General features: G+C 60.3%; 13 protein-coding genes and 1 pseudogene. 9 read left to right on the top strand and 5 right to left on the bottom strand.

The window, feature by feature from the left end; genetic code table 11:
- Positions 1-21 precede the first annotated feature (21 nt).
- Entirely contained in the window at positions 22-1,089 is a 1,068-nt protein-coding gene (locus HU730_RS16400; RefSeq protein ID WP_034126012.1) for a phosphotransferase family protein, read from the top strand.
- Positions 1,090-1,110: 21 nt separating this feature from the next.
- The gene (locus tag HU730_RS16395) at positions 1,111-1,878 is read left to right on the top strand and encodes an SDR family oxidoreductase (RefSeq protein ID WP_034126013.1); all 768 of its coding nucleotides are present in this window, start codon (positions 1,111-1,113) and stop codon (positions 1,876-1,878) included.
- A gap of 41 nt (positions 1,879-1,919) precedes the next feature.
- Here the strand turns inward: HU730_RS16395 and HU730_RS16390 are convergent, their stop codons facing one another.
- Both HU730_RS16390 and HU730_RS16385 read right to left on the bottom strand, forming a co-directional pair.
- Positions 1,920-3,401, bottom strand: coding sequence for a hypothetical protein (locus HU730_RS16390; protein WP_254914090.1), 1,482 nt, complete (start codon positions 3,399-3,401; stop codon positions 1,920-1,922).
- A 291-nt stretch (positions 3,402-3,692) separates the two neighbouring features.
- Positions 3,693-7,061: a type I secretion protein gene (locus HU730_RS16385; protein ID WP_103299347.1), complete on the bottom strand. Its 3,369-nt coding sequence runs from the start codon at positions 7,059-7,061 to the stop codon at positions 3,693-3,695.
- A 197-nt stretch (positions 7,062-7,258) separates the two neighbouring features.
- On the opposite strand from HU730_RS16385, the gene HU730_RS16380 reads away from it, so the two are divergent.
- Positions 7,259-8,692, top strand: a complete 1,434-nt coding sequence (locus HU730_RS16380; protein ID WP_186527562.1) for a PLP-dependent aminotransferase family protein — start codon at positions 7,259-7,261, stop codon at positions 8,690-8,692.
- 84 nt (positions 8,693-8,776) lie between these two features.
- Positions 8,777-9,178 (top strand): cupin domain-containing protein, encoded by a 402-nt coding sequence (locus HU730_RS16375; RefSeq protein WP_019820196.1) that lies wholly within the window; start codon positions 8,777-8,779, stop codon positions 9,176-9,178.
- Positions 9,179-9,305: 127 nt separating this feature from the next.
- Here HU730_RS16375 and HU730_RS16370 read toward each other — a convergent pair whose 3' ends face one another.
- Positions 9,306-9,935, bottom strand: a complete 630-nt coding sequence (locus HU730_RS16370; RefSeq protein ID WP_186527563.1) for a DNA-3-methyladenine glycosylase I — start codon at positions 9,933-9,935, stop codon at positions 9,306-9,308.
- A 215-nt stretch (positions 9,936-10,150) separates the two neighbouring features.
- Here HU730_RS16370 and HU730_RS16365 point away from each other — a divergent pair, with 215 nt between their 5' ends.
- Positions 10,151-11,476 carry a C4-dicarboxylate transporter DctA gene (locus tag HU730_RS16365; protein ID WP_169855370.1) on the top strand — a complete coding sequence of 442 codons (1,326 nt, stop codon included), beginning with the start codon at positions 10,151-10,153 and terminating at the stop codon, positions 11,474-11,476.
- A 19-nt stretch (positions 11,477-11,495) separates the two neighbouring features.
- On the opposite strand, the pseudogene HU730_RS26735 reads toward HU730_RS16365, so the two are convergent.
- Positions 11,496-11,606: pseudogene (locus HU730_RS26735) on the bottom strand (outer membrane lipoprotein carrier protein LolA); the annotation flags it as partial.
- A 25-nt stretch (positions 11,607-11,631) separates the two neighbouring features.
- Between HU730_RS26735 and HU730_RS16360 the strand changes: the two are divergent.
- Together HU730_RS16360 and HU730_RS16355 are read left to right on the top strand one after the other, a co-directional pair.
- On the top strand, positions 11,632-12,333 hold the full coding sequence (locus HU730_RS16360) for a FadR/GntR family transcriptional regulator (RefSeq protein ID WP_014718317.1): 702 nt from the start codon (positions 11,632-11,634) through the stop codon (positions 12,331-12,333).
- A 16-nt stretch (positions 12,334-12,349) separates the two neighbouring features.
- A complete protein-coding gene (locus HU730_RS16355) occupies positions 12,350-13,036 on the top strand; it encodes a GntR family transcriptional regulator (RefSeq protein WP_186527564.1) in 687 nt (228 codons plus the stop codon).
- 247 nt (positions 13,037-13,283) lie between these two features.
- Here HU730_RS16355 and HU730_RS16350 read toward each other — a convergent pair whose 3' ends face one another.
- Complete coding sequence (locus HU730_RS16350; protein ID WP_186527565.1) at positions 13,284-18,152, bottom strand: NAD-glutamate dehydrogenase; 4,869 nt, start codon at positions 18,150-18,152, stop codon at positions 13,284-13,286.
- Positions 18,153-18,634: 482 nt separating this feature from the next.
- Here HU730_RS16350 and HU730_RS16345 point away from each other — a divergent pair, with 482 nt between their 5' ends.
- Positions 18,635-18,988: a hypothetical protein gene (locus HU730_RS16345; RefSeq protein WP_054897966.1), complete on the top strand. Its 354-nt coding sequence runs from the start codon at positions 18,635-18,637 to the stop codon at positions 18,986-18,988.
- A gap of 370 nt (positions 18,989-19,358) precedes the next feature.
- Positions 19,359-20,318, top strand: a complete 960-nt coding sequence (locus HU730_RS16340; protein ID WP_020301524.1) for a MoxR family ATPase — start codon at positions 19,359-19,361, stop codon at positions 20,316-20,318.
- Positions 20,319-20,320: the final 2 nt, after the last annotated feature.

The following is a 20,320-nucleotide window of genomic DNA, read 5'->3' as shown; positions in this document are numbered from 1 at the left end:
GAATAAGCAGAAGGGATAAGCATGGCGCTGAACGACCAATCGACCCAGATTCGCCCAGGCGAAGAACTTGATGCCAGCCTGATCGATCCCTATCTCAAAGCTCATATTCCGGGCCTGAGCGGTACCGTCAAAATCAGCCAGTTCCCTGGTGGCGCGTCGAACCTGACTTACCTGCTGGAATACCCCGACCAGGAATTCGTGCTGCGTCGCCCGCCGTTTGGTCACAAGGCCAAGTCTGCCCACGACATGGGCCGCGAATACCGCATTCTCAACCAGCTCAAAGATGGCTTCCCGTACTGCCCCAAGGCTTATGTGCACTGCACCGATGAATCGGTGATCGGCGCCGAGTTCTATGTGATGGAGCGCGTCAACGGCATCATCCTGCGTTCCGACCTGCCGGCTGAGCTGGGCCTGGACGCCACCCGCACCGAAGCCTTGTGCAAGAGCTTTATCGACAAGTTCGTCGAACTGCACCAGGTCGACTACCACGCCTGCGGCCTGGCCGACTTGGGCAAGCCTGAAGGCTACGTGGCGCGGCAGATTCGCGGCTGGGGCGAGCGCTATGAAAAAGCCCTGACGCCCGACGCGCCAAAATGGGAGGCGGTACGCGCCTGGCTCAACGACAAGATGCCTGCCGACCACCCCACCTCCAGCATCGTGCACAACGACTACCGCTTCGACAACGTGATCCTCGACCCGCACAACCCGATGCAGATCATCGGCGTGCTGGACTGGGAGCTGACCACCCTGGGCGACCCGCTGATGGACCTGGGCAACACCCTCGCCTACTGGATCGAGGCCGCAGACCCGGCGCCGGTGCAATTGATGCGCCGCCAGCCGAGCAACGCCCCCGGCATGCTCACCCGCCGCCAGTTTGTCGACTACTACGCCGAGCGTTCCGGCATCCAGATCGACAATTTCGATTTCTATTACACCTACGGCCTGTTCCGTCTGGCCGGGATTGTGCAGCAGATCTACTACCGCTTCTTCCATGGCCAGACCCAGGACAAACGCTTCGCGCAGTTCATCCACATGAACAAACTGCTGGAGCAGATGAGCCTGAATGTCATCGGCAAATCAGCGCTCTGAGTGCAACTACAAGGAACCCTCATGTCCAAGACCAACCTGTTCGACCTCGATGGCAAGATTGCGTTTGTTTCCGGCGCCAGCCGTGGCATCGGTGAAGCCATCGCCAAGTTGCTGGCCCAGCAAGGCGCCCATGTGATCGTCTCCAGCCGCAAGCTGGAGGGTTGCCAGCACGTGGCCGATGCGATCATCGCCGAGGGCGGCAAAGCCACGGCCATTGCCTGCCATATTGGTGAAATGGAGCAGATCACCCAGGTGTTCGCCGGCATTCGTGAACAGTTCGGCCGCCTGGATATCCTGGTCAACAACGCCGCTACCAACCCGCAGTTCTGCAACGTACTGGACACCGACCTGGGCGCATTCCAGAAGACCGTTGACGTCAATATCCGTGGTTACTTCTTCATGTCGGTGGAAGCCGGCAAGCTGATGCGCGAGAACGGCGGCGGCAGCATCATCAACGTAGCCTCGATCAACGGCATCTCGCCGGGCGTATTCCAGGGCATCTACTCGGTGACCAAGGCCGCCGTGATCAACATGACCAAGGTATTCGCCAAGGAGTGCGCGGCGTTCGGTATCCGTTGCAACGCGTTGCTGCCGGGCCTGACCGATACCAAGTTCGCCTCGGCACTGGTCAAGAACGATTCGATCCTGAAAGTTGCCCTGGCGCAGATCCCGCTCAAGCGCGTGGCCGACCCCAGCGAAATGGCTGGCGCGGTGTTGTACCTGGCCAGTGACGCATCGAGCTACACCACGGGCGTTTCTCTCAACGTGGACGGTGGCTTCTTGTCCTGAAGCCGCCTGCACTGTCGGTGGCGAACGGGCTCGCCTGTTTGTCACCGCGCACGTACAGCGCTCATGTCGATCTTAAATAGCACCAGTTTGCCATCTGGCAGGGTCGCACCAATGACCTTGAAAAGCCGTTGACGTGCCAGTGCATCCGCAACCTGCTGCCCGGCACCTGGATCGTGACTGTCCAGTTTGCTCAGGACCCGTGTGACCCAGCCATCCTCCATCTGGAAGTGCTGATTGACCCTAGCCATGCTGACGTGGCCGGATTTGGCATGTTTGACTTCAAGCACATAGACATCGCCCGCCGGCCCCATGAATACCAGGTCGAAGCCATTCTGGCTGCCGCCGTAGGTCCCACCGGGAATGATTCGATAGCCATCATTTTTAAGTAACTCACGGTACATTTGCTCATTGGCCGCCCCACGCTGCCTGGTCTGCTTAATGTCCAACGCCCTCCATTGATTAAAAAAATCCTGTTCATCCCCGCGCCTGCCGCGATAGGGATAATGAAGCTGATCATTGACGGCAACGGCCTCTAGATTGAACGTTCCCTCACGACGGGCCGCCACGGTGGCCATGCCTTGAAACGCATCAAACTGCACAACACCCGGTGGTAGTGCGACGCCCTCAGCCCTGGCGTGCATCCCGAGCAACAGGCGGTCATACGGGTAGCCATGGGTCCAGATGTGTGCATCAATCATGCGATCTCGCTGCTGCACGGGCGCGTTGCGGATACGCGGGTTATCGAATGCAATCATCTGCCGCGCATATTGGCGCATATAGCAGTACGTCTGCTTGTCCACCGTCGACATCAAGCCCTGGCTCATATCACTGGTAACACCGGTGTAGCCCAGCGATTTGCGGGCGGCGTTAATGATTGCGCCGATGCTGTCCAAGCGCATTTCGGGCACCCACGATGCCCGGCTGCCGCCAGTATCCAGGTAAATACCCGGCGCGCTGTTGGAACCATTCGGGATCAGTTGGTATTTATTTCTCGTGCTATCAAGCTCGACGCGAACCAGCACGCTCCCCACCTCCAAATAGGCGACGGCCGGGTCACCAGAGAGCTGAATCATCCCGTCTTCGCTGATGGAGCCGCGAGGCTGCAACACACCATTCGCATTCTGCATGTAGAGCCTGTTATCGCCTGCCTTGTAGTGGTCCAACGAAAACAGTTCATCACCGTAGTAGTTTTGCCCGCCAATGACGTACTGTTTTTTCCCCGGGATAGGAGTCCCCGTCGCTGCACCAGCACCTCGCGCATCGTAGAGCTGCAGATCCCACTGCGGATCTCGCGGCCCGGGTGCTGGCATCGTCACTGGCGTGGCTATCGGAACACTGGAATGCGCTGCGGTCGTCACGTTTGTCCAGGTTGAAGTATTCCCAACCCTCTGTACCACAGCGGAGCCGGCAGCCAGTTGATGCGCCAAGCGCGGGTGATAAGTACCACTGGCCGGCTGATGGACCACTTGCACCGTTTGCCCGGTATCCAGATTGACGTAACTGCGGCCGTTCACATCATGCATACCCTCGGCATTGACGGCTCCAAGCGTATCGCCTGTCACCCATACAGCCGTTGGCGGTGGCGGCCCAGGCAGATCCAAAGCACTTATTTGCGGGACCCCAAGCAAACCACCATTGCGGTATCGCGTGCGCTGCGCGCCTTGATACGCCGGTTGAGTGGTACTGGTCGGGCGGCCATAGTCCCTGACCATGACACTGTCGGCACCGTCACCGGCACGCCCAGAGGGTCGGCCGGCAGTTCTGGGCGATTGCGGTTTTTGCTGCATAAATAAAAAATCCCTTTTAATGATCAATCAGACTGAGTCAACACCGCTGAACCGCAAGTCCGCAGACGTTACGGTACGCAGCGGATCAACATCCGCCCCCCAGCAATCGCGGCCTGAATCGTAATGAACGCCTGACACCGTGCCGTCGCTCAGCTCCAAGCCGATAACGCGCAGCTGACGCGCCATCAAGGTTGACCACTGGCGAGAACGCCGCAACGCTTCCCAGACCTCGGCTACAGTCTGATAAGGGGAGGCATCCAGTTGCGCGAGATAGATGCCCCCCAGGTCCTGGCGGATGTCGTATTGCTCGCCCTGCTTGGTGAGTACGCTGACTTGTTCCAGCGGCACCGAAGGGTCTGTCACGGGTGGCAGCAGCACCTTCACGCTGCCGAGGGTCAGCGTGTTTTCGTTCAAGACGATGTGCGCCCGCTCAATCAGCTCACCAAGCTTGGCCGTGTTGATCCGCCAGAACGATGCGTCCGACTTTTTGGCCAGCGCGTCCGGCGTGGACAGGTAGATCGTTGAGCCGGTACTGGGCACCACTTCATAGGTCGACGCCCGCCCCATCAACGAGTAAGACTTTTGATAATGCGGTGGGGCAGGAATAACGACTTTCTGCGGCGACGATTGCAACCAGACCCCCTTGGCGCTATGCGGTCGAAAAAAACCGTGTATCCCGGGCCTTTTTACCAATGCCGAGCTGCCATCGAAGGTATTGAAACCTGGTGAGGCGCGGTCCTGGCTATAGGTTTGCTGGGCCGCCTGTATCCGGTATGAGACGCCATCATTCATGACCAGTACAAACTGGCAGTCCAGTTTGAGGCTGACCGCGATGATGTTTGACGTCACGTTGGTGCGTATCGAGGATCGATCACTGGCATATTCGCAGAGGACCAACTGACTGCCGTCGGTGAAACTGATGGTTAATTTCACGTCGCTATAGGTCAGCGAATCGAAGTGAACCAACCTGCGTAGGGTCACACGGTAACCGGCCAATACCTGGAGAATCTCCTGCGACGAATAATCCACGTACAACACGCAAGCAGTCGCGTCGCTTTTAAGACGAACTTCGACCACCTTTCTGTGTGGCCCACGTTCGATGAAACAGCGGGTCGAACGCCCATGGGGCACCACGAACGTTCCGGCGTTCAACACCCTGTCCAGGCTGACGTCCTGGCCACCTGCTCTCACGGCGACGGTCACGTCGGCGTCCTCGTTGCCAACCAATGTCGGTTCGAGAATCGGCTCAAGCATGTAGCCGTCCTCCGTGAGAAACAGCAGGCTGTGCTTGTTCAACCAGCGCCGGTCATCACCTTGCGTATAGAGCTGCTCAAGCTTGATCACGTGCTGCGGCAGTTCGCCATTAACGCCCCGCCAGACCACAATGACCAACGCACACCCCTGGACGCCCCAATGGGCGATAGCCGAGAGAGGCCAGCGCATCTCGATCACGGCACCCTCGGCCCAGTCCTGCTCGTATAGCGAGACCGTGCCGCGGTTGGTGGCCAGAACATAACGGTCCTTGCCCGCTCCGCCGTCCACCCAGGCGTTGGAACCCAGCACGATCACCGTATCATTGCCCTGCGCGGCCTCGATCCGATCGCCATCGCCGTTTGCGATTATCGTATTGGCCTGTTCCGAACCCTTGACTTGGCTGGCAACCCCGGCTGGCGTGGCGATATTTTCTATCGAGTCGAGGCTGATCGAGTGATGAGGCAACGGTTTGTCGATATCTTTGCGCCGCACGACGGTGCCCGCCTGCAGGTCGATGGCATAGCCCTGCGTGTTGTGCTCATAGATTGCCGAGTTGGACAGGTAGAGCGTATCGCTGCCTGCCTCGCCACGCAGCTGACTGGCCGGGCGATGTGCGTCGGCCTCGTCCAGTGTGCCCGTCGGCATGTCATAGCTGAATACGTCGTCCCTGGCGCCACCGGTCAGCTGCTTCTGGCCTTCACCGAACTGAAAAATATTGGGGATCTCAGCGAAGCCTTTGACATCGTCATTGCCGCCCCCCAGCCGCCAAAGCACCGCGGAATTCGCATCACCCTGACCAAGCACCACACCAGGCAGACGGCCAACCGAGGCGCTGGAAGCATCTATTTGATCATTCTGGTCGACGAGCATCGGCTCGGTGGTGTCGATGTAGGGATCCTCACCCTCGGCTTCGTTCCATCGATGCTTCCAATGCCGGACCGGGCTCAGCCGCACCTCAAACCCACCATTGACTACCGCCTGTACGGTGCCTCTGAGCGCCCCCCTGAGCCAGGTCTGGGCCTGATTGGTCAGGTGCTGCGCATACCAATTTTCCATCCTGGCCAGGGCGAACCGCTCACGTATTTCTTTCTCCGGTTCCTTGCCCTGAAATGCCAACCAGCCCGTGTGCAGCCGCTCGAAAACACTCAGCTCGATATAGTCATCAATTTCATCCACCTGACGAACCGCCGCATAGAGTTGCGCGCCAAACATCAATACGGCGGCGGCGGCAATACCCAGCGGGCCGGCCACGCCGAATCCAGCCAACGCTGCAACCCCCAGGGCCACACTGACGCTGGCGCTCACGATACTGAAGCCGGCGTTGACGTAATGATCAAGCGCTTCCTTGCCAGTGCTGTTCGCCGCCTTATGCAGCGATTGCTTGGCATTGTGATAGTCAAACGGCAACGTCAGCACCAGAGCGAACAGGCCGGCGCCCCGTCGCAGGGTCTGGCCAAGAGAACTGGCGCTGAAACCTGCTAACACCTTATGCCCGTTTTCCAGCAGTCGTCTGCCCAAGTGCTCCAGCGCCAACTCCAGTGCCGTGCCCGTGAGGTTGGCAAACAACTCTGCGCCTGTGACTACCGCCTCATTGATATCGCCGGTCTTGATCGCTTCGGCCAACGCGTTGATCGCACTGTAGTACCCGTAAACCTCCAGCCCCGCGCCCATTACCGCCAAGCTTCGGCTTTTCTTCGGCTCGACCCAACCAGGCATTCCCTCCAACTGCGCCGCTTGGTTGAGATTGGTTTTCTGCACTGAACGTAACAGCCTATCGAGCTTGCCCACTGCACCGGGATTTTCGTCTCCCGGCTTGACCACCAGTAAAGGCGCAGCTTGTGTAGAGCGCAACGCCGCGAACTCAAATAGCACAGCGGCGCTGCTGTCGCTGACAGAACTACTCCCACGAAGATAACGCTGCAGTCTGGATGCCGAGAACCGGATTGAATCCAGCAGCGTCTGATCTGCCTCGCGTACCGCCAGACGATGGGTCTTGACCGGTTTTCCCGCCACCTGGGCACCCATGGCGGCCAGGTCTATACGCGAGACAGTCAACTCGCCAACCACCAGCGGTCCCAGGCTCTGGTCCAGGGCGAGCAAGGTCTCAAGCCTCTTTTTAGTATGTGTTTTCGATGTCGTCATGAGTCCGGCTCCCTATGCCATCACGTTGAATAACGCGGGCGGCAGGCAATCGGTGCCTGCGATAGGGGAAATCATGGCGGTCGGTAATAGCCAGGCGACGGTAGATGCTTATACGCAGGGGCGACTGACTCATAGATATTTTGAGCCCGCACCGCAAGCGAGTAGTCTTGGCGCGGAGTGAAGCCTTGGGATGAAACATGGAACTGCACGTGGTAATCAATGGCCGCAAGGACCTGGCCGAACAGCTCTACCAGCAGTTGCGCGAAGCCATCGCCACAGGGCGGCTGTCGGCAGGCGCACAACTGCCCCCCAGCCGACTGCTCGCCGAACAACTGGGCATCTCGCGCAAGACGGTGTCGGACACCTACGCCACCTTGACCTACGAGGGCCTGCTGGTTGGCAAGATCGGCCGCGGCACTTTCGTCAATGCGTGGGCGCCACAGCCCGACCGCGTGCAAACCGCCACCGACCTGGCGTGTGCCGCCAACCTGGGCAAATGGGCCGCACTGCCCTCACCCATGGGCCACCCCGCCCGCGAGGAGATCCTGCGCTACGAATTTATCGGCGGCGCGACGACACGCCACCAATTCCCCCAGGATGAATGGCGGCGTTGCACCCAGGATGCGTTGCGTCGCATCGCCCAGAACAGTGGCTTTTACAGCCAGCCAGAAGGCGTGCCCGCCCTGCGCGAAGCCATCGCCGGGCATATCGCATTTTCCCGTGGGGTCAAATGCGGCGCCCGCGATATCGTAGCCACCAACGGGGCACAGCAGGCGCTGGACCTGCTTGCCCGCGTGGTGCTTGAACCCGGCAGCCTGGTCGCGATGGAAGACCCCGGCTACAGCCCCGCACGCCAATTGTTCGTCGCGATGGGCGCCCGCGTCGCCAGTGTTGCCGTCGACGAACAGGGCCTGCAGGTCGACCAGATCCCGGATGGCACGCGCCTGATCTATGTGACGCCGTCCCACCAATTCCCCCTCGGCATGCCCATGAGCCAGGCGCGGCGCGAAGCCCTGCTGGACCGCGCCATTGCGCTCGGCGCGATCATCATCGAAGACGATTACGACAGCGAATTCCGCTACGAAGGCCGCCCCACCGACTCCCTGCAAAGCATGGATACCCGAGGCGTGGTCACCTACGTCGGCACCTTTTCCAAAACCCTGTCGCCGGAGTTACGCCTGGGCTACGCGGTGCTGCCGCCGGCCATTTATGGTGCGGTGCTCAAGGCCAAGCAATTGACCGACCAGCACAGCGCTACCTTGCCGCAGTGGGCACTGGCCAAGTTCATCAGCGAAGGCTACCTGCTCAAACATATTCGCCGCTGTCACGGCGTCTACGCGGGGCGTCGCGAACGCATCCTGCAGCGTCTGGCGGGCGATCTGTCGCCGTGGTTCGAGGCAGTACCGACGGTGGCGGGCTTTCACCTGGCGGCCCTGTGCAAGGTGCCGGTGAATATTCCATTGCTGATGGAACGGGCGCGTCAGGTCGAGGTGGGTTTATATCCCTTGGACGTGTTTTTTCACGACCTCCCGGTGCGCTCGGGGCTGATTCTGGGTTTCGGCGCCATCGAGACCCTGGATATCGACCCGGCGCTGGACAAGGTGCGGGATATTCTCCTGCAGATTGGCTAGGCGGTTTTCCGGCGCATTGGTCATTGGTGGCAAGCCCTCGGCGGCGTAGGGTGAAGCGGTCTTTCACCCGATGGAACCCTCATCATGAAACGCTTGTTCGCTGCTACCCTGATGCTCGCCTCCCTCAGTGCATTTGCCCACGACCCGGTCTACAACAAGGAAACGCTCAAGGTGCTGCAAGAACACGCCTTGACCAACGTGCCGGGCAAGAAAACCATCATGCTCACCGTGGACTACGCCCCCGGCCAGGCCACCGTGCCCCACAGCCACACCGGCACCGCCGTGGCTTATGTGCTCGAAGGCGAGATCACCTCGCGGGTCAATGATGAAAAGGCGATCACCTACAAAGCCGGGCAATCGTTCTACGAACCGGCCGGCTCGCGGCATTTTGAGTCAAGCAATGCCAGCCAGACCCAACCGGCCAAGCTGCTGGTGGTGATGGTGCTGGATGACAAGGCTGAGGTACTCACCCCACTTCCCAAGTAATCAGCAACACCACAAAACCCATGTGGGAGCTGGGTTGCCTGCAATAGCGGTGGACCAGCCAGCTCATCTTTTACTGGCCCACCGTTATCGCAGGCAAGCCAGCTCCCACAGTTTTAACCGTATCTGGTCAGGGACGTTTGAACAGGTTGCGCTGGTGTTCAATGCGCGGGCGGCACTCACAACCCTCCAGATGATCATTGACCATTCCCATCGCCTGCATCAACGCATACATCGTGGTCGGGCCGACAAAGGTCCAGCCGCGTTTCTTCAGGGCTTTGGACAAGCGCACCGAAGCCGCTGAGGTCGGATTGGCCGTCCAGTAAGCCATGTCCACCACTGCCGGCCGCTCTTGCGCGTCGGGTTCGAACGCCCACAGCCAGCGCGCCAGCGAGCCGGTTTCCTCCACCAGTTCACAGGCCCGGCGCGCGTTGTTGATGGCCGAGACGATCTTCGCGCGATTGCGCACGATGCCCGGGTCGCTCATCAACCGCTCGATGTCCGCCTCGCCGTAGTGCGCCACCCGGCGAAAATCAAAACCCTCGAACGCCTGCCGAAAGTTTTCGCGCTTGCGCAGGATGGTGATCCACGCCATCCCCGCCTGAAACCCCTCCAGGCAGATCTTCTCGTACAACGCGATGTCATCCCCCACCGGCACGCCCCATTCGTGGTCGTGGTAATGCAGGTAAGCAGGCGCTGCAGTGCGCCAGGCGCAGTACATGCGCCCTGCTTCGTCGGTTGTCAGCCCTGATTGGTCCATCCATCACCTCGTATGCCGAGGAAGATGATACGCAAAAAAAATTAATCTCCGCCAACCGCTCAAGCATCGTACTTACCGACCAACTGGTCAGACCGGGACCTGCCAACCGCCAAATATTTACTTGTGATTTGAAAAAAACCGAGCGTAGACTGGCCCCGCACTGGACTTACCGGTAAGACCACAACAATTAAGCCCTGGAACCACCAGGGCACCGAATAGAGATCCCTCCCATGCTCAGATGGTGCTCGCGTTCGATTTTCCTGCAAGTCGTGATTGGCCTGATGCTCGGCATCGCCTGCGGCCTGGCCCTTCCCGAATTCTCCTCGCAACTCAAACCCTTGGGTGACGGCTTTATCAAGCTGATCAAAATGCTGATCGGCCTGATCGTGTTCTGCGTGGTGGTCAGCGGTATTTCCGGCGCGGGCGACTTGAAGAAGGTCGGACGCATCGGCCTCAAGTCGGTGATCTATTTTGAGATGCTGACCACCGTCGCCCTGGTGCTCGGCCTGATCATGGCCTTCAGCACCGGCATCGGCAGCGGCGCCAATATTCACCTGGAGCAACTCTCTTCCGCCGGTTTGAATGAACTGGCCGACAAGGGCCAGCACATCCGCGGCACCAGCCAGTTTCTGATGGAGTTGATCCCCAACTCGGTAGTCGGCGCCTTTGCCGATAATAACGTGCTGCAAGTGCTGTTGTTTTCGGTACTGTTCGGCAGCGCGCTGAACCTGGTGGGCGAAGCGGCCAGCGGGATTTCGCGACTGATCAACGAATTGAGCCATGTGATCTTCCGCATCATGGGCATGATCGTGCGCCTGGCGCCGATTGGCGTATTCGGTGCCATCGCCTTCACCACCAGCACCTATGGCCTGGACTCACTGCAACACCTGGGCAGCCTGGTGGGGCTTTTCTACCTGACCTGCTTTGCCTTCGTGGCGGTGATCCTCGGGCTGGTGATGCGCCTGTCGGGCCTGCGCATGTTGCCGCTGCTCAAGTACCTGCGCGAAGAACTGCTGATCGTGATGGGCACCGCTTCGTCCGACGCTGTGCTGCCGCAGATCATGCGCAAGCTGGAACATTTGGGCATTGGCAGCTCCACCGTGGGTTTGGTAATCCCCACCGGATACTCGTTCAACCTCGACGGTTTCTCGATCTACCTGACCCTGGCTATCGTGTTTATCGCCAACGCCACCGGCACACCGCTGTCGATGACCGACTTGCTGACCATCCTCCTGGTATCGTTGATCACCTCCAAGGGCGCCCATGGCATTCCAGGCTCGGCGCTGGTGATCCTGGCGGCAACGCTCACGGCAATCCCGGCGATTCCGGTGGTCGGCCTGGTGTTGGTGCTGGCGGTGGACTGGTTCATGGGCATCGGCCGTGCGCTGACCAACCTGATCGGCAACTGCGTCGCGACTGTGGCGATTGCCCGTTGGGAAAAAGACATTGATATCCAGCGCGCCAACAAAGTGCTCGACGGCCAGCAAGGCTATGCCTTCCAGGCCAAGAAGCCGGTGCTGCCGGCGCATCAGGAGTTCTAACAACGTTACCGTTGCCCCCTGTAGGAGCGAGCTTGCTCGCGAAAAACTTCAAGACACCGCGAGCATCCAGGCTGCCCGCGCTATCGTTGACGATCTTCGCGAGCAAGCTCGCTCCTACAGATGGCGGGATTATTCATTATCAAGGAGCGCACGACGTGATCAGCACCTCAACCGTCGTCAATTCAGTGGTAGAAAAACTGCGCGCCGCCTTGGCGCGAGGCCAGTGGCGCCGCGGTGAAATGCTGCCCGGTCAACGCGAACTGGCCGAACAGCTGGGCATCAGCCGCCCGAGCCTGCGTGAGGCTGTGATCGTGCTGGAGACCCTCGGCCTGGTGCGCTCCATGCCGGGCAAAGGCGTGGTCGTGCTGGAAACCAGCGTCAGCGAGCCGCAGTCGAGTGACGCCGTGGCCGATGCCAGCCTCGAAGACATCCTGCAACTGCGCTACACCCTCGAACCTTTCATCGTCGGCCTGGTGGCCCAATCGATCAGCAGCAAGGAAATCGGCCAACTGCGCCTGACCCTGATGGACATGCGCGAAGCCCTGGATGCCGGCGATGCCGAAGCCGGCATGAACGCCTATATCGACTTCCATGAAGAACTCTTCGCCCTGACCTCCAACCCGATCTTCCAAAACGTGGTGCAACAAACCAGCACCGCGCTCAAACAAAGCGCCCAGGTGTTGCGTAATTCCCCGGAGCACCTGGCCGAACGCCTGCAGGAGAACGAAGCCGTGGTACGCGCCATCCGCAACAAGAACAGCGCCCTGGCCAGTGCCGAAATGCGTCGGCACATCCTGCAGGAAGGCCTGCGCATGGGCATTCGCTTGAATATCCCGGACGACCATCTGGGCAGTTGATTTTCGGAGACCGGCCATGAACGCTCACGCCCTGCAACGCGATTCCACCCTCACCTCCCTACGCTGGACGCCCGAAAAAAAGCCCTCGGTGGACGATATCTACCCACGCTTGTTCGACGCCATTCTTGAGCAACGCATTGCGCCCGCCAGCCGCTTCACCGAAGAAGGCCTGGGCGAACTCTTTGGCGTGAGCCGCAGCGTGATTCGCCGGGTGCTCGCCAAGCTGTCCCATCAGCAAGTGGTCATCTTGCGCCCCAACCAGCGCGCCCAGGTCGCCGCGCCGGATGCCCAGCACACACGGCAGATTCTGGAAGCACGGCGCCTGACCGAAATGACCGTGGTACAACTGGCCTGCGCCCAGGCCACAGCGATGCAAGTTCGCCAACTGCGCGATCTGATTGCACAGGAGCGCAACGCCATTGAGCGTGACCAGCGGGGGCCGGCGATCCGGTTTTCGGGAGATTTTCATCTGCAACTGGCGCACATGGCAGGCAATGCGCCGCTGGCACAGTTTCTCAACAGCCTGGTGCCGTTGACGTCGTTGATCATTGCGCAATTTGAAACAAAGGCCTGCACCTATTGCGCATGGCAGGAGCATGTGGCGATTGTGGATGCTGTGGAACAGCGCGACGCCCACACGGCTGTCGCCCTGATGACCCAGCACCTGGATCACCTGGAAACCCGACTACTCAAACACCACTGATCCCCAGTGAATGAAGATCAACCTGTGGGAGCTGGCTTGCCTTAATGCCATTGTAGGAGCGAGCTTGCTCGCGAAAAACTCACAGGCGCCGCATTCATTCAGCAAGCACGCGTTATCGTTGACGTTTTTCGCGAGCAAGCTCGCTCCTACAGTAAGGTGGCAAGCCAGCTCCCACATTGATCGCATTCCAGATCAAACAAAAAGCCCCCGCATCTCACGATGCGGGGGCTTTTTGTTTAGCGAGGCATCAAGCCGGTTGCAACACCGACTGGCCACTCAGCGCCAGGTCCAGCAACTCACGGTTGGCCACCGCGTACATGGCGTAGTCCGTGCCCACTGCGGCACGAATTTCCACCATCATGGCGCGCCAGCGATCCGCCATGTCCTGATGCTGCTCAAGCCACAGGGCCACGCGGGCTTCCATGTCTTGTGGCGCATCGGCCATTTGCAGGACCGAGATGGTGATCGCCCGTTGCTGCCAGTCCACGTCATCGCGGAAGGCTTCGCGGGCCTGGGCCTGCCAGTTGTTGGCCACTGGCAGATCACTGATCTGCTGCAGGTACCACGGCAGGTCCAGGGCGCTGCCCACGGCGAAGTAAGCCTTGGCCACTTCGGCGGCGTCATGCCCGGTCACGTCGGCGGCTTCGATGATCGGCAGCAAGGTGTACAGGTGGGTAGTACCCGCAACCATGCGCGCCAACAACTCCGGTACGCCGGCCTGGGTGTAGGCCTGGTAGCGGTTCTGCCAGCCTTCGCGGGTCGGACCTTCCAGCAGTTCGTCAAGCTTGAGACCCAGCGCCGCCAGGTGCGGACCGAAGTGCGCGGTGTCGCGCCCGGCGTCTTGCTCGTTGCGACGGCTGCGCAGGAACCAGCGCGTAGCGCGACGGCCCAGGCGCATCAACTCGTCCATCAGCTCCAGTTGCACGTCAGCGGAAACCTGGTGGTCCAGGGCTTCGATCTGACGGAACCAGTGCGGGAGATGGAAGATGTCCCGCACGATCACATAGGCACCGGCGACGTTCGCCGGGCTCATGCCGGTCGACTCTTTGAGTCGCTGAACGAAGGTGATGCCCATGTGGTTGACCAGATCGTTGGCGATCTGGGTGCTGACGATCTCGCGCTTCAGACGATGGCGACGCATGGCTTCGCCGAACTTGGCCACCAGGCTCGGTGGGAACGCGGTCTCCATGTCACGGGTCAGGTACTCGTCATCCGGTACCAGCGACTTGAGCAATGCTTCCTTGAGGTCGATCTTGCTGTACGAGATCAGCACCGACAGCTCCGGACGGGTCAGCCCCTTGCCGCCGGAGGCGCGCTCGGTGAGCTGCTCCTCGGTCGGCAGGTACTCGATGGCGCGGTCCAGCTTGCCACGGCCTTCCAGGTCGCTCATCAGGCGCTTGTACTCGGCAGCACGCTCGTAAGCCTTGCGCGCGGCCAGGGACAGGGCCTGGGTCTGCTTGTAGTTGTTGCCCAACACCAGGTTGCCGACTTCGTCGGTCATGCTCGCCAGCAGTTGGTTGCGCTGCTTGTCGGTCATGTCACCGGCCTGCACCACTTCGTTGAGCAGGATCTTGATGTTCACTTCGTGGTCGGAGCAATCCACGCCACCGGCGTTGTCGATGAAGTCGGTGTTGGAACCGCCGCCATTGAGGCCGAATTCCACACGCCCCAGCTGGGTCATGCCGAGGTTACCGCCCTCGCCCACTACCTTGCAGCGCAGCTCGTTGCCGTTGACGCGCAGTGCGTCGTTGGCCTTGTCGCCCACATCGGCATGGCTCTCGGTGCTGGCCTTGACGTAGGTACCGATACCGCCGTTCCACAACAGGTCCACCGGCGCCTTGAGCAAGGCGTTGAGCAGTTCGGTCGGGGTCAGCTTGTCGGCCTGGATGTCGAAGCGCTCTTTCATCTGTGGCGAGATGGCAATGCTTTTCGCGCTGCGCGAGAAGATACCGCCACCTTCGGACATGATGCTGGTGTCGTAGTCGGTCCAGGCCGAACGCGGCAGTTCGAACAAACGCTTGCGCTCGACGAAGCTGGTGGCCGGGTTCGGGTTCGGGTCGACGAAGATATGCAGGTGGTTGAAGGCTGCGACCAGTTGCAGTTTGTCCGACATCAACAAGCCGTTACCGAACACGTCACCGGCCATATCGCCGACGCCTACCACTGTGATGCTGTCTTCCTGCACGTTGATGCCGCGCTCACGGAAGTGACGCTGTACACCTACCCACGCGCCCTTGGCGGTGATGCCCATTTTCTTGTGGTCGTAACCAGCCGAACCACCGGAGGCGAACGCATCGCCCAGCCAGAAGCCGTAGTCGATGGCAATGCCATTGGCGATGTCGGAGAAGGTCGCAGTGCCCTTGTCCGCCGCCACCACCAGGTACGGGTCATCGTCGTCATGACGCACGACGTTGGCCGGCGGCACCAGCGCGCCGTCTTTCAGGTTGTCGGTGATGTCTAGCAGGCCGGAAATGAAGATGCGGTAGCAGGCGATGCCTTCGGCCGCGATCTCGTCCCGGCTGCCGCCCAATGGCAGGCGACGCGGCAGGAAGCCGCCCTTGGCGCCCACCGGCACGATTACCGAGTTCTTCACTTGCTGGGCTTTTACCAGACCAAGCACTTCGGTGCGGAAGTCTTCTTCACGGTCGGACCAGCGCAGGCCGCCACGAGCCACGTTGCCAAAGCGCAGGTGCACGCCTTCGACCCGTGGCGAGTACACGAAGATTTCAAACTTCGGCACTGGCTTGGGCAGCTCGGGGATGGCACGCGGGTCGAACTTGAAGCTGAAGTACGACTTGTTCTGGCCGTTGGCATCGGTCTGGTAGAAGTTGGTACGCAGGGTGGCCTTGATCAGGTCCAGGTAGCGACGCAGAATGCGGTCTTCGTTGAGCACCTGAACGTCGTCCAGGGCGCTGAGGATCGCTTGCTCCAGGCGTTGCTGCTTGTCTTCCAGGTCGTCGGCAGTGAGCTTGCGCGCCAGGTAGAAGCGGGTCTTGAACAACCGGGTCAACTCGCGGGCGATGTCGGTGTGGTTGTTCAGGGTGCTGGCGATGTAACCCAGGTCGAAGCCCAGGCGAATCTGCTTCAGGTAACGGGCATAGGCACGCAGCAGCGCCACGTCGCGCCATGGCAGGCCGGCAGTGAGGACCAGGCGGTTGAACGCATCGTTCTCGGCATCGCCATGCACGATGTGCACAAATGCATCCTGCAGGGTGTCGTTGAGTTGCTGGATATCCAGGTTCACGCCTTCGGCGGCGATGAACGCAAAGTCATGGATCCAGAACTCGCGGCCATTGGCATGGCGCAGGCGATAAGGGAACTCGCCCAGCACACGCAGGCCGAGGTTTTCCAGAATCGGCAGCACGTCGGACAGCGCCAGCGGTGTATCAGCGTGGTAGAGCTTGCAATGCAGCTCGCGCTGGCCGGAGACCTGGCCCAGCGGCTGATAGAAGCTCATTACCAGCGGGTTGGCTTCGGTCAGGCTGTTGAGGTGTTGCATGTCGACCACAGCCGAATGCGCGGCGAAACGCTCGCGATAGCCGGCCGGGAAGCCTTTGGGGAAATCCGCCAGCACGTTGGTGCCCTGGGCTTCGCCGAAGCTTTCCACTACCAGGCTGGCGTAGTCGTCCTGCCAGCTGCGGCAGGCCTGCACCACTTCTTTTTCCAGTTGCAGCGGGTCGATGTCCAGGCGGTTCTTCGGGTCTACCCGCAGAATCAGTTGTACACGGGCAAGCACGGACTCGGAGAAGAAGGTCCAGAACTCGCAGTCCGAGGCCTTCAGACGGTCCATCAGCACTTGCTGGATCTTCTGGCGTACTTCGGTGGAGTAGATGTCGCGTGGCACGTACGCCAGGCAGTAGCAGAAACGACCGTAGGGGTCTTTGCGCAGGAACACGCGGATCTTGTTGCGTTCCTGGATCTGCACAATCGACATCACGGTGCTGAACAGCTCGTCAACCGGAGTCTGGAACAGGTCGTCACGGGGCAGTACTTCCACCACCTGGGCAAGCTCTTTACCCAGGTGCGCCTTGGCCTGGAAGCCCGAACGACGTTCGATTTCCGCGACCTTGCGACGGATGTAAGGGATCACCCGCACGCTTTCGCCGTACACCGAGGAGGTGTACAGGCCCATGAAACGGTGTTCCTTGATAACCTTGCCGTCGGCGCTGATCTCGCGGATCGACACGTAGTCCGGGTAGGCCGGGCGGTGCACGCGGCTTGGGTGGGCGGCCTTGGCGAACGACAGTACGGTCGGCTCGCGCAGGTAGGCCACGGCGTAGTCTTCGATGCGCAGGTCTTCGGCGGTAAGGCCGGCGCGCAGCAGCTTGGTCAGACCGAGGAAAGAGCTGGCGTCATATTCGATATGACCGCCGTCCGCCTCGTCACGTACCACGAACTCTTCGTAGCCCAGGAAGGTGAAATGGTTGCCCACCAGCCATTCGAGGAAGTTCTTGATTTCGGCTTTTTCTTCGCCGTCGATGGCGAACGCGCTGGCGTCGATACCGGCCAGCAGGTCCTGGACCTTGGCTTTCATCGGTTCGAAATCGGCCACAGCCACGCGTACTTCACCCAGCACCTGCTCAAGCTCTTTGCTCAGCACGTTCAGTTCGGCGGCGTTGGCGCAGCGGTCGATCTCCAGGTACATCAGCGATTCTTGCAGGATGCCTTCGCCCTGGGTGCCCTTGGGCAGGATTTCCAGCAGCTCGCCCTTGCTGCCACGACGCACGCTGAGCACGGTGGTTTGCAGGGTATGGATGCTGTAGCCCCGGCGATTCAGCTCGGTGCGTACCGAGTCGACCAGAAACGGCAGGTCATGGTGCAGCACTTCGACCGCGGTGTGGGTCGATTGCCAGCCATGACGTTCGTAATCGGGGTTGTAGACCCGCACTTGCGGTTGGGTGTGATCAAAGCGCTCAAGCAGGCGCCAGGCAGACAGGGTGCAACCGGCCAGGTCGGAAAGGCGACGCTGAGTCAGTTCGTCCAGGGAAATGATGCCGAAGAATTGTTCAGCGAACAGCGCCACTTGTGGCAGTGCCTGTTCACTGAGGTGCTGCGCCAGTGCCGCTTGCAGTTGATGCTGGAAGTCGGCCTTGCTGGCTGCGGTGAAGAACGCCATCTGTGGTACTCCGCTTGGGCTTGTTATTGATGAAAGCGTCGCGTGTTATCCCCTTGCGGGGAGACCGTCAGCTCTGTTCGCTGGTGTGCTGACAAGCACCATAAACGAATCAGGGTGACAGGTGGGTGAAGCTGGACAGGACAGTCAGGTCACATACAACTTCCATACGGCATGCCGTTGGCCAGATGACGATACGACGGGCAGGTCAGGCGCCTGGCACAGGGCACATCCGTTGCGCAGCTTAACGAGTGTAGGAAGAACGCTGCTTGCGACGCTGCGACATATTCGGTCATCGGTAAGCAGGGTGTCGGTTGCAACTTGGGCAACCCAGGATTTTCGGTAGAAAATCTTGCTACTTTGCACACCATCAGTACCAGAAATGACCGATCCGGCCCGTCAGGTCATGCCTGACTTCCGACACAGGATGAAGCACAAAATTCGCCGCAGTGGCACAATTGCCCTCCCCTACACAGGATTGCCCCATGCTGCAGCTGAAAACCGACGCCCTGATGGCCACCCCGTGCGACGACGAAGAAGACAACATGGCCATGCTTTGCTGTCACGGCAAGAACGGCGAAATGTTCATGCTCACCCGTTACCCGGATGAAGACGAAGTGGAGCTGACTTGGGACTACGAACCTTCGACCCTGGATGGGCTGAAAGTGACGTTGGGCGAGACCACCTTATTGATCGAACTGGCGGCCGGCGATGCCGATGCCCTGGGCGGCAAGGACCAGCTGGAGATCACCCACGGCACCGCCGCGTCAGACATGGCCGAAGTGCAGGAAACCCTGCAGAACATCCTCACAGGCACCGGCACGTTCATTCGGACTTGAAACCGGTCACTTGAAACTTCGTCACGACGCTAAATCTGTGGCGAGGGAGCCTGCTCCCGTGACGGCCTGACAGCCGACGCTGATCTGGCTGAGGCACGGCGATCCAAATGTGGGAGCTGGCTTGCCTGCGAAGGCATCGACTCGGTGTGCCTGAATCACCGAGTTGACTGGATCGCAGGCAAGCCAGCTCCCACAGTGACCGTGCTCTACCTACCCAGCTGTTATACCGCTCACACCGCAATCCTGTAAGTTTCGCCAAAAATACCCATCAAGCCGTTAGTCGCCGCACCCCGCGATGCATTAAAGTAAACGCCCCAGGCCCGGTGTTCTGTCACGACACCCAGGCTCATCTTTCCAGGAACCGTCATCGATGGAACATCGTGAAGCGCTGCTTGCGCTGCGAACCTTTCTTTCTACGCAGATTCTCGGCCAGGAAAAACTCATCGATCGCCTGCTGATCGCGCTGCTCGCTGACGGCCATATGCTGGTCGAAGGCGCACCGGGGCTGGCCAAGACCAAGGCGATCAAGGAGTTGGCCGAAGGGATCGAAGCGCAGTTCCATCGTATCCAGTTCACCCCCGACCTGTTGCCCGCCGATATCACCGGCACCGAGATCTATCGTCCGGAAACCGGCAGCTTCGTATTCCAGCAGGGGCCGATCTTCCATAACCTGGTGCTCGCAGACGAAATCAACCGTGCCCCGGCCAAGGTGCAGTCGGCCTTGCTCGAAGCCATGGCCGAGCGCCAGGTCAGCGTGGGCCGCAGCACTTACGAGTTGTCGCCGCTGTTCCTGGTGATGGCCACGCAAAACCCCATCGAGCAGGAAGGCACCTACCCGCTGCCCGAAGCGCAGCTCGACCGGTTCCTGATGCACGTCAAGATCGGCTTCCCGGACGCCGCCGTCGAGCGCCGCATCTTGCAGCAAGCTCGTGGCGAAGCATTGAATGGCGAAACCAAGCCCGAGCGGCGCGTCAGCCAACAGGCGATCTTTGCCGCCCGCAAGGAAATCCTCGGCCTGTACATGGCCGATGCCGTGGAGGAATACCTGGTGCAACTGGTGATGGCCACGCGCACCCCTGCGAAGTTCGACCCGGAAATGGCCGAGTGGATCGCCTATGGCGCCAGCCCCCGTGGTTCCATCGCCCTGGACCGCTGCGCCCGCGCCCATGCCTGGCTGGCCGGTCGCGATTTTGTCAGCCCGGAAGATATCCAGGCGGTCTTGTTCGACGTGCTGCGTCACCGCATCATCCTGTCGTTCGAGGCCGAGGCCGCCGGTGTCGACCAGGACCGCGTGGTGCAACGCATTCTCGACGTCGTTGCCGTCGCTTGAAG

Source organism: Pseudomonas sp. SWRI22 (assembly GCF_014268395.2).
GTDB classification, from domain to species: Bacteria; Pseudomonadota; Gammaproteobacteria; order Pseudomonadales; family Pseudomonadaceae; genus Aquipseudomonas; species Aquipseudomonas paracarnis.
This window is presented reverse-complemented; position numbering and strand designations above follow the sequence as displayed.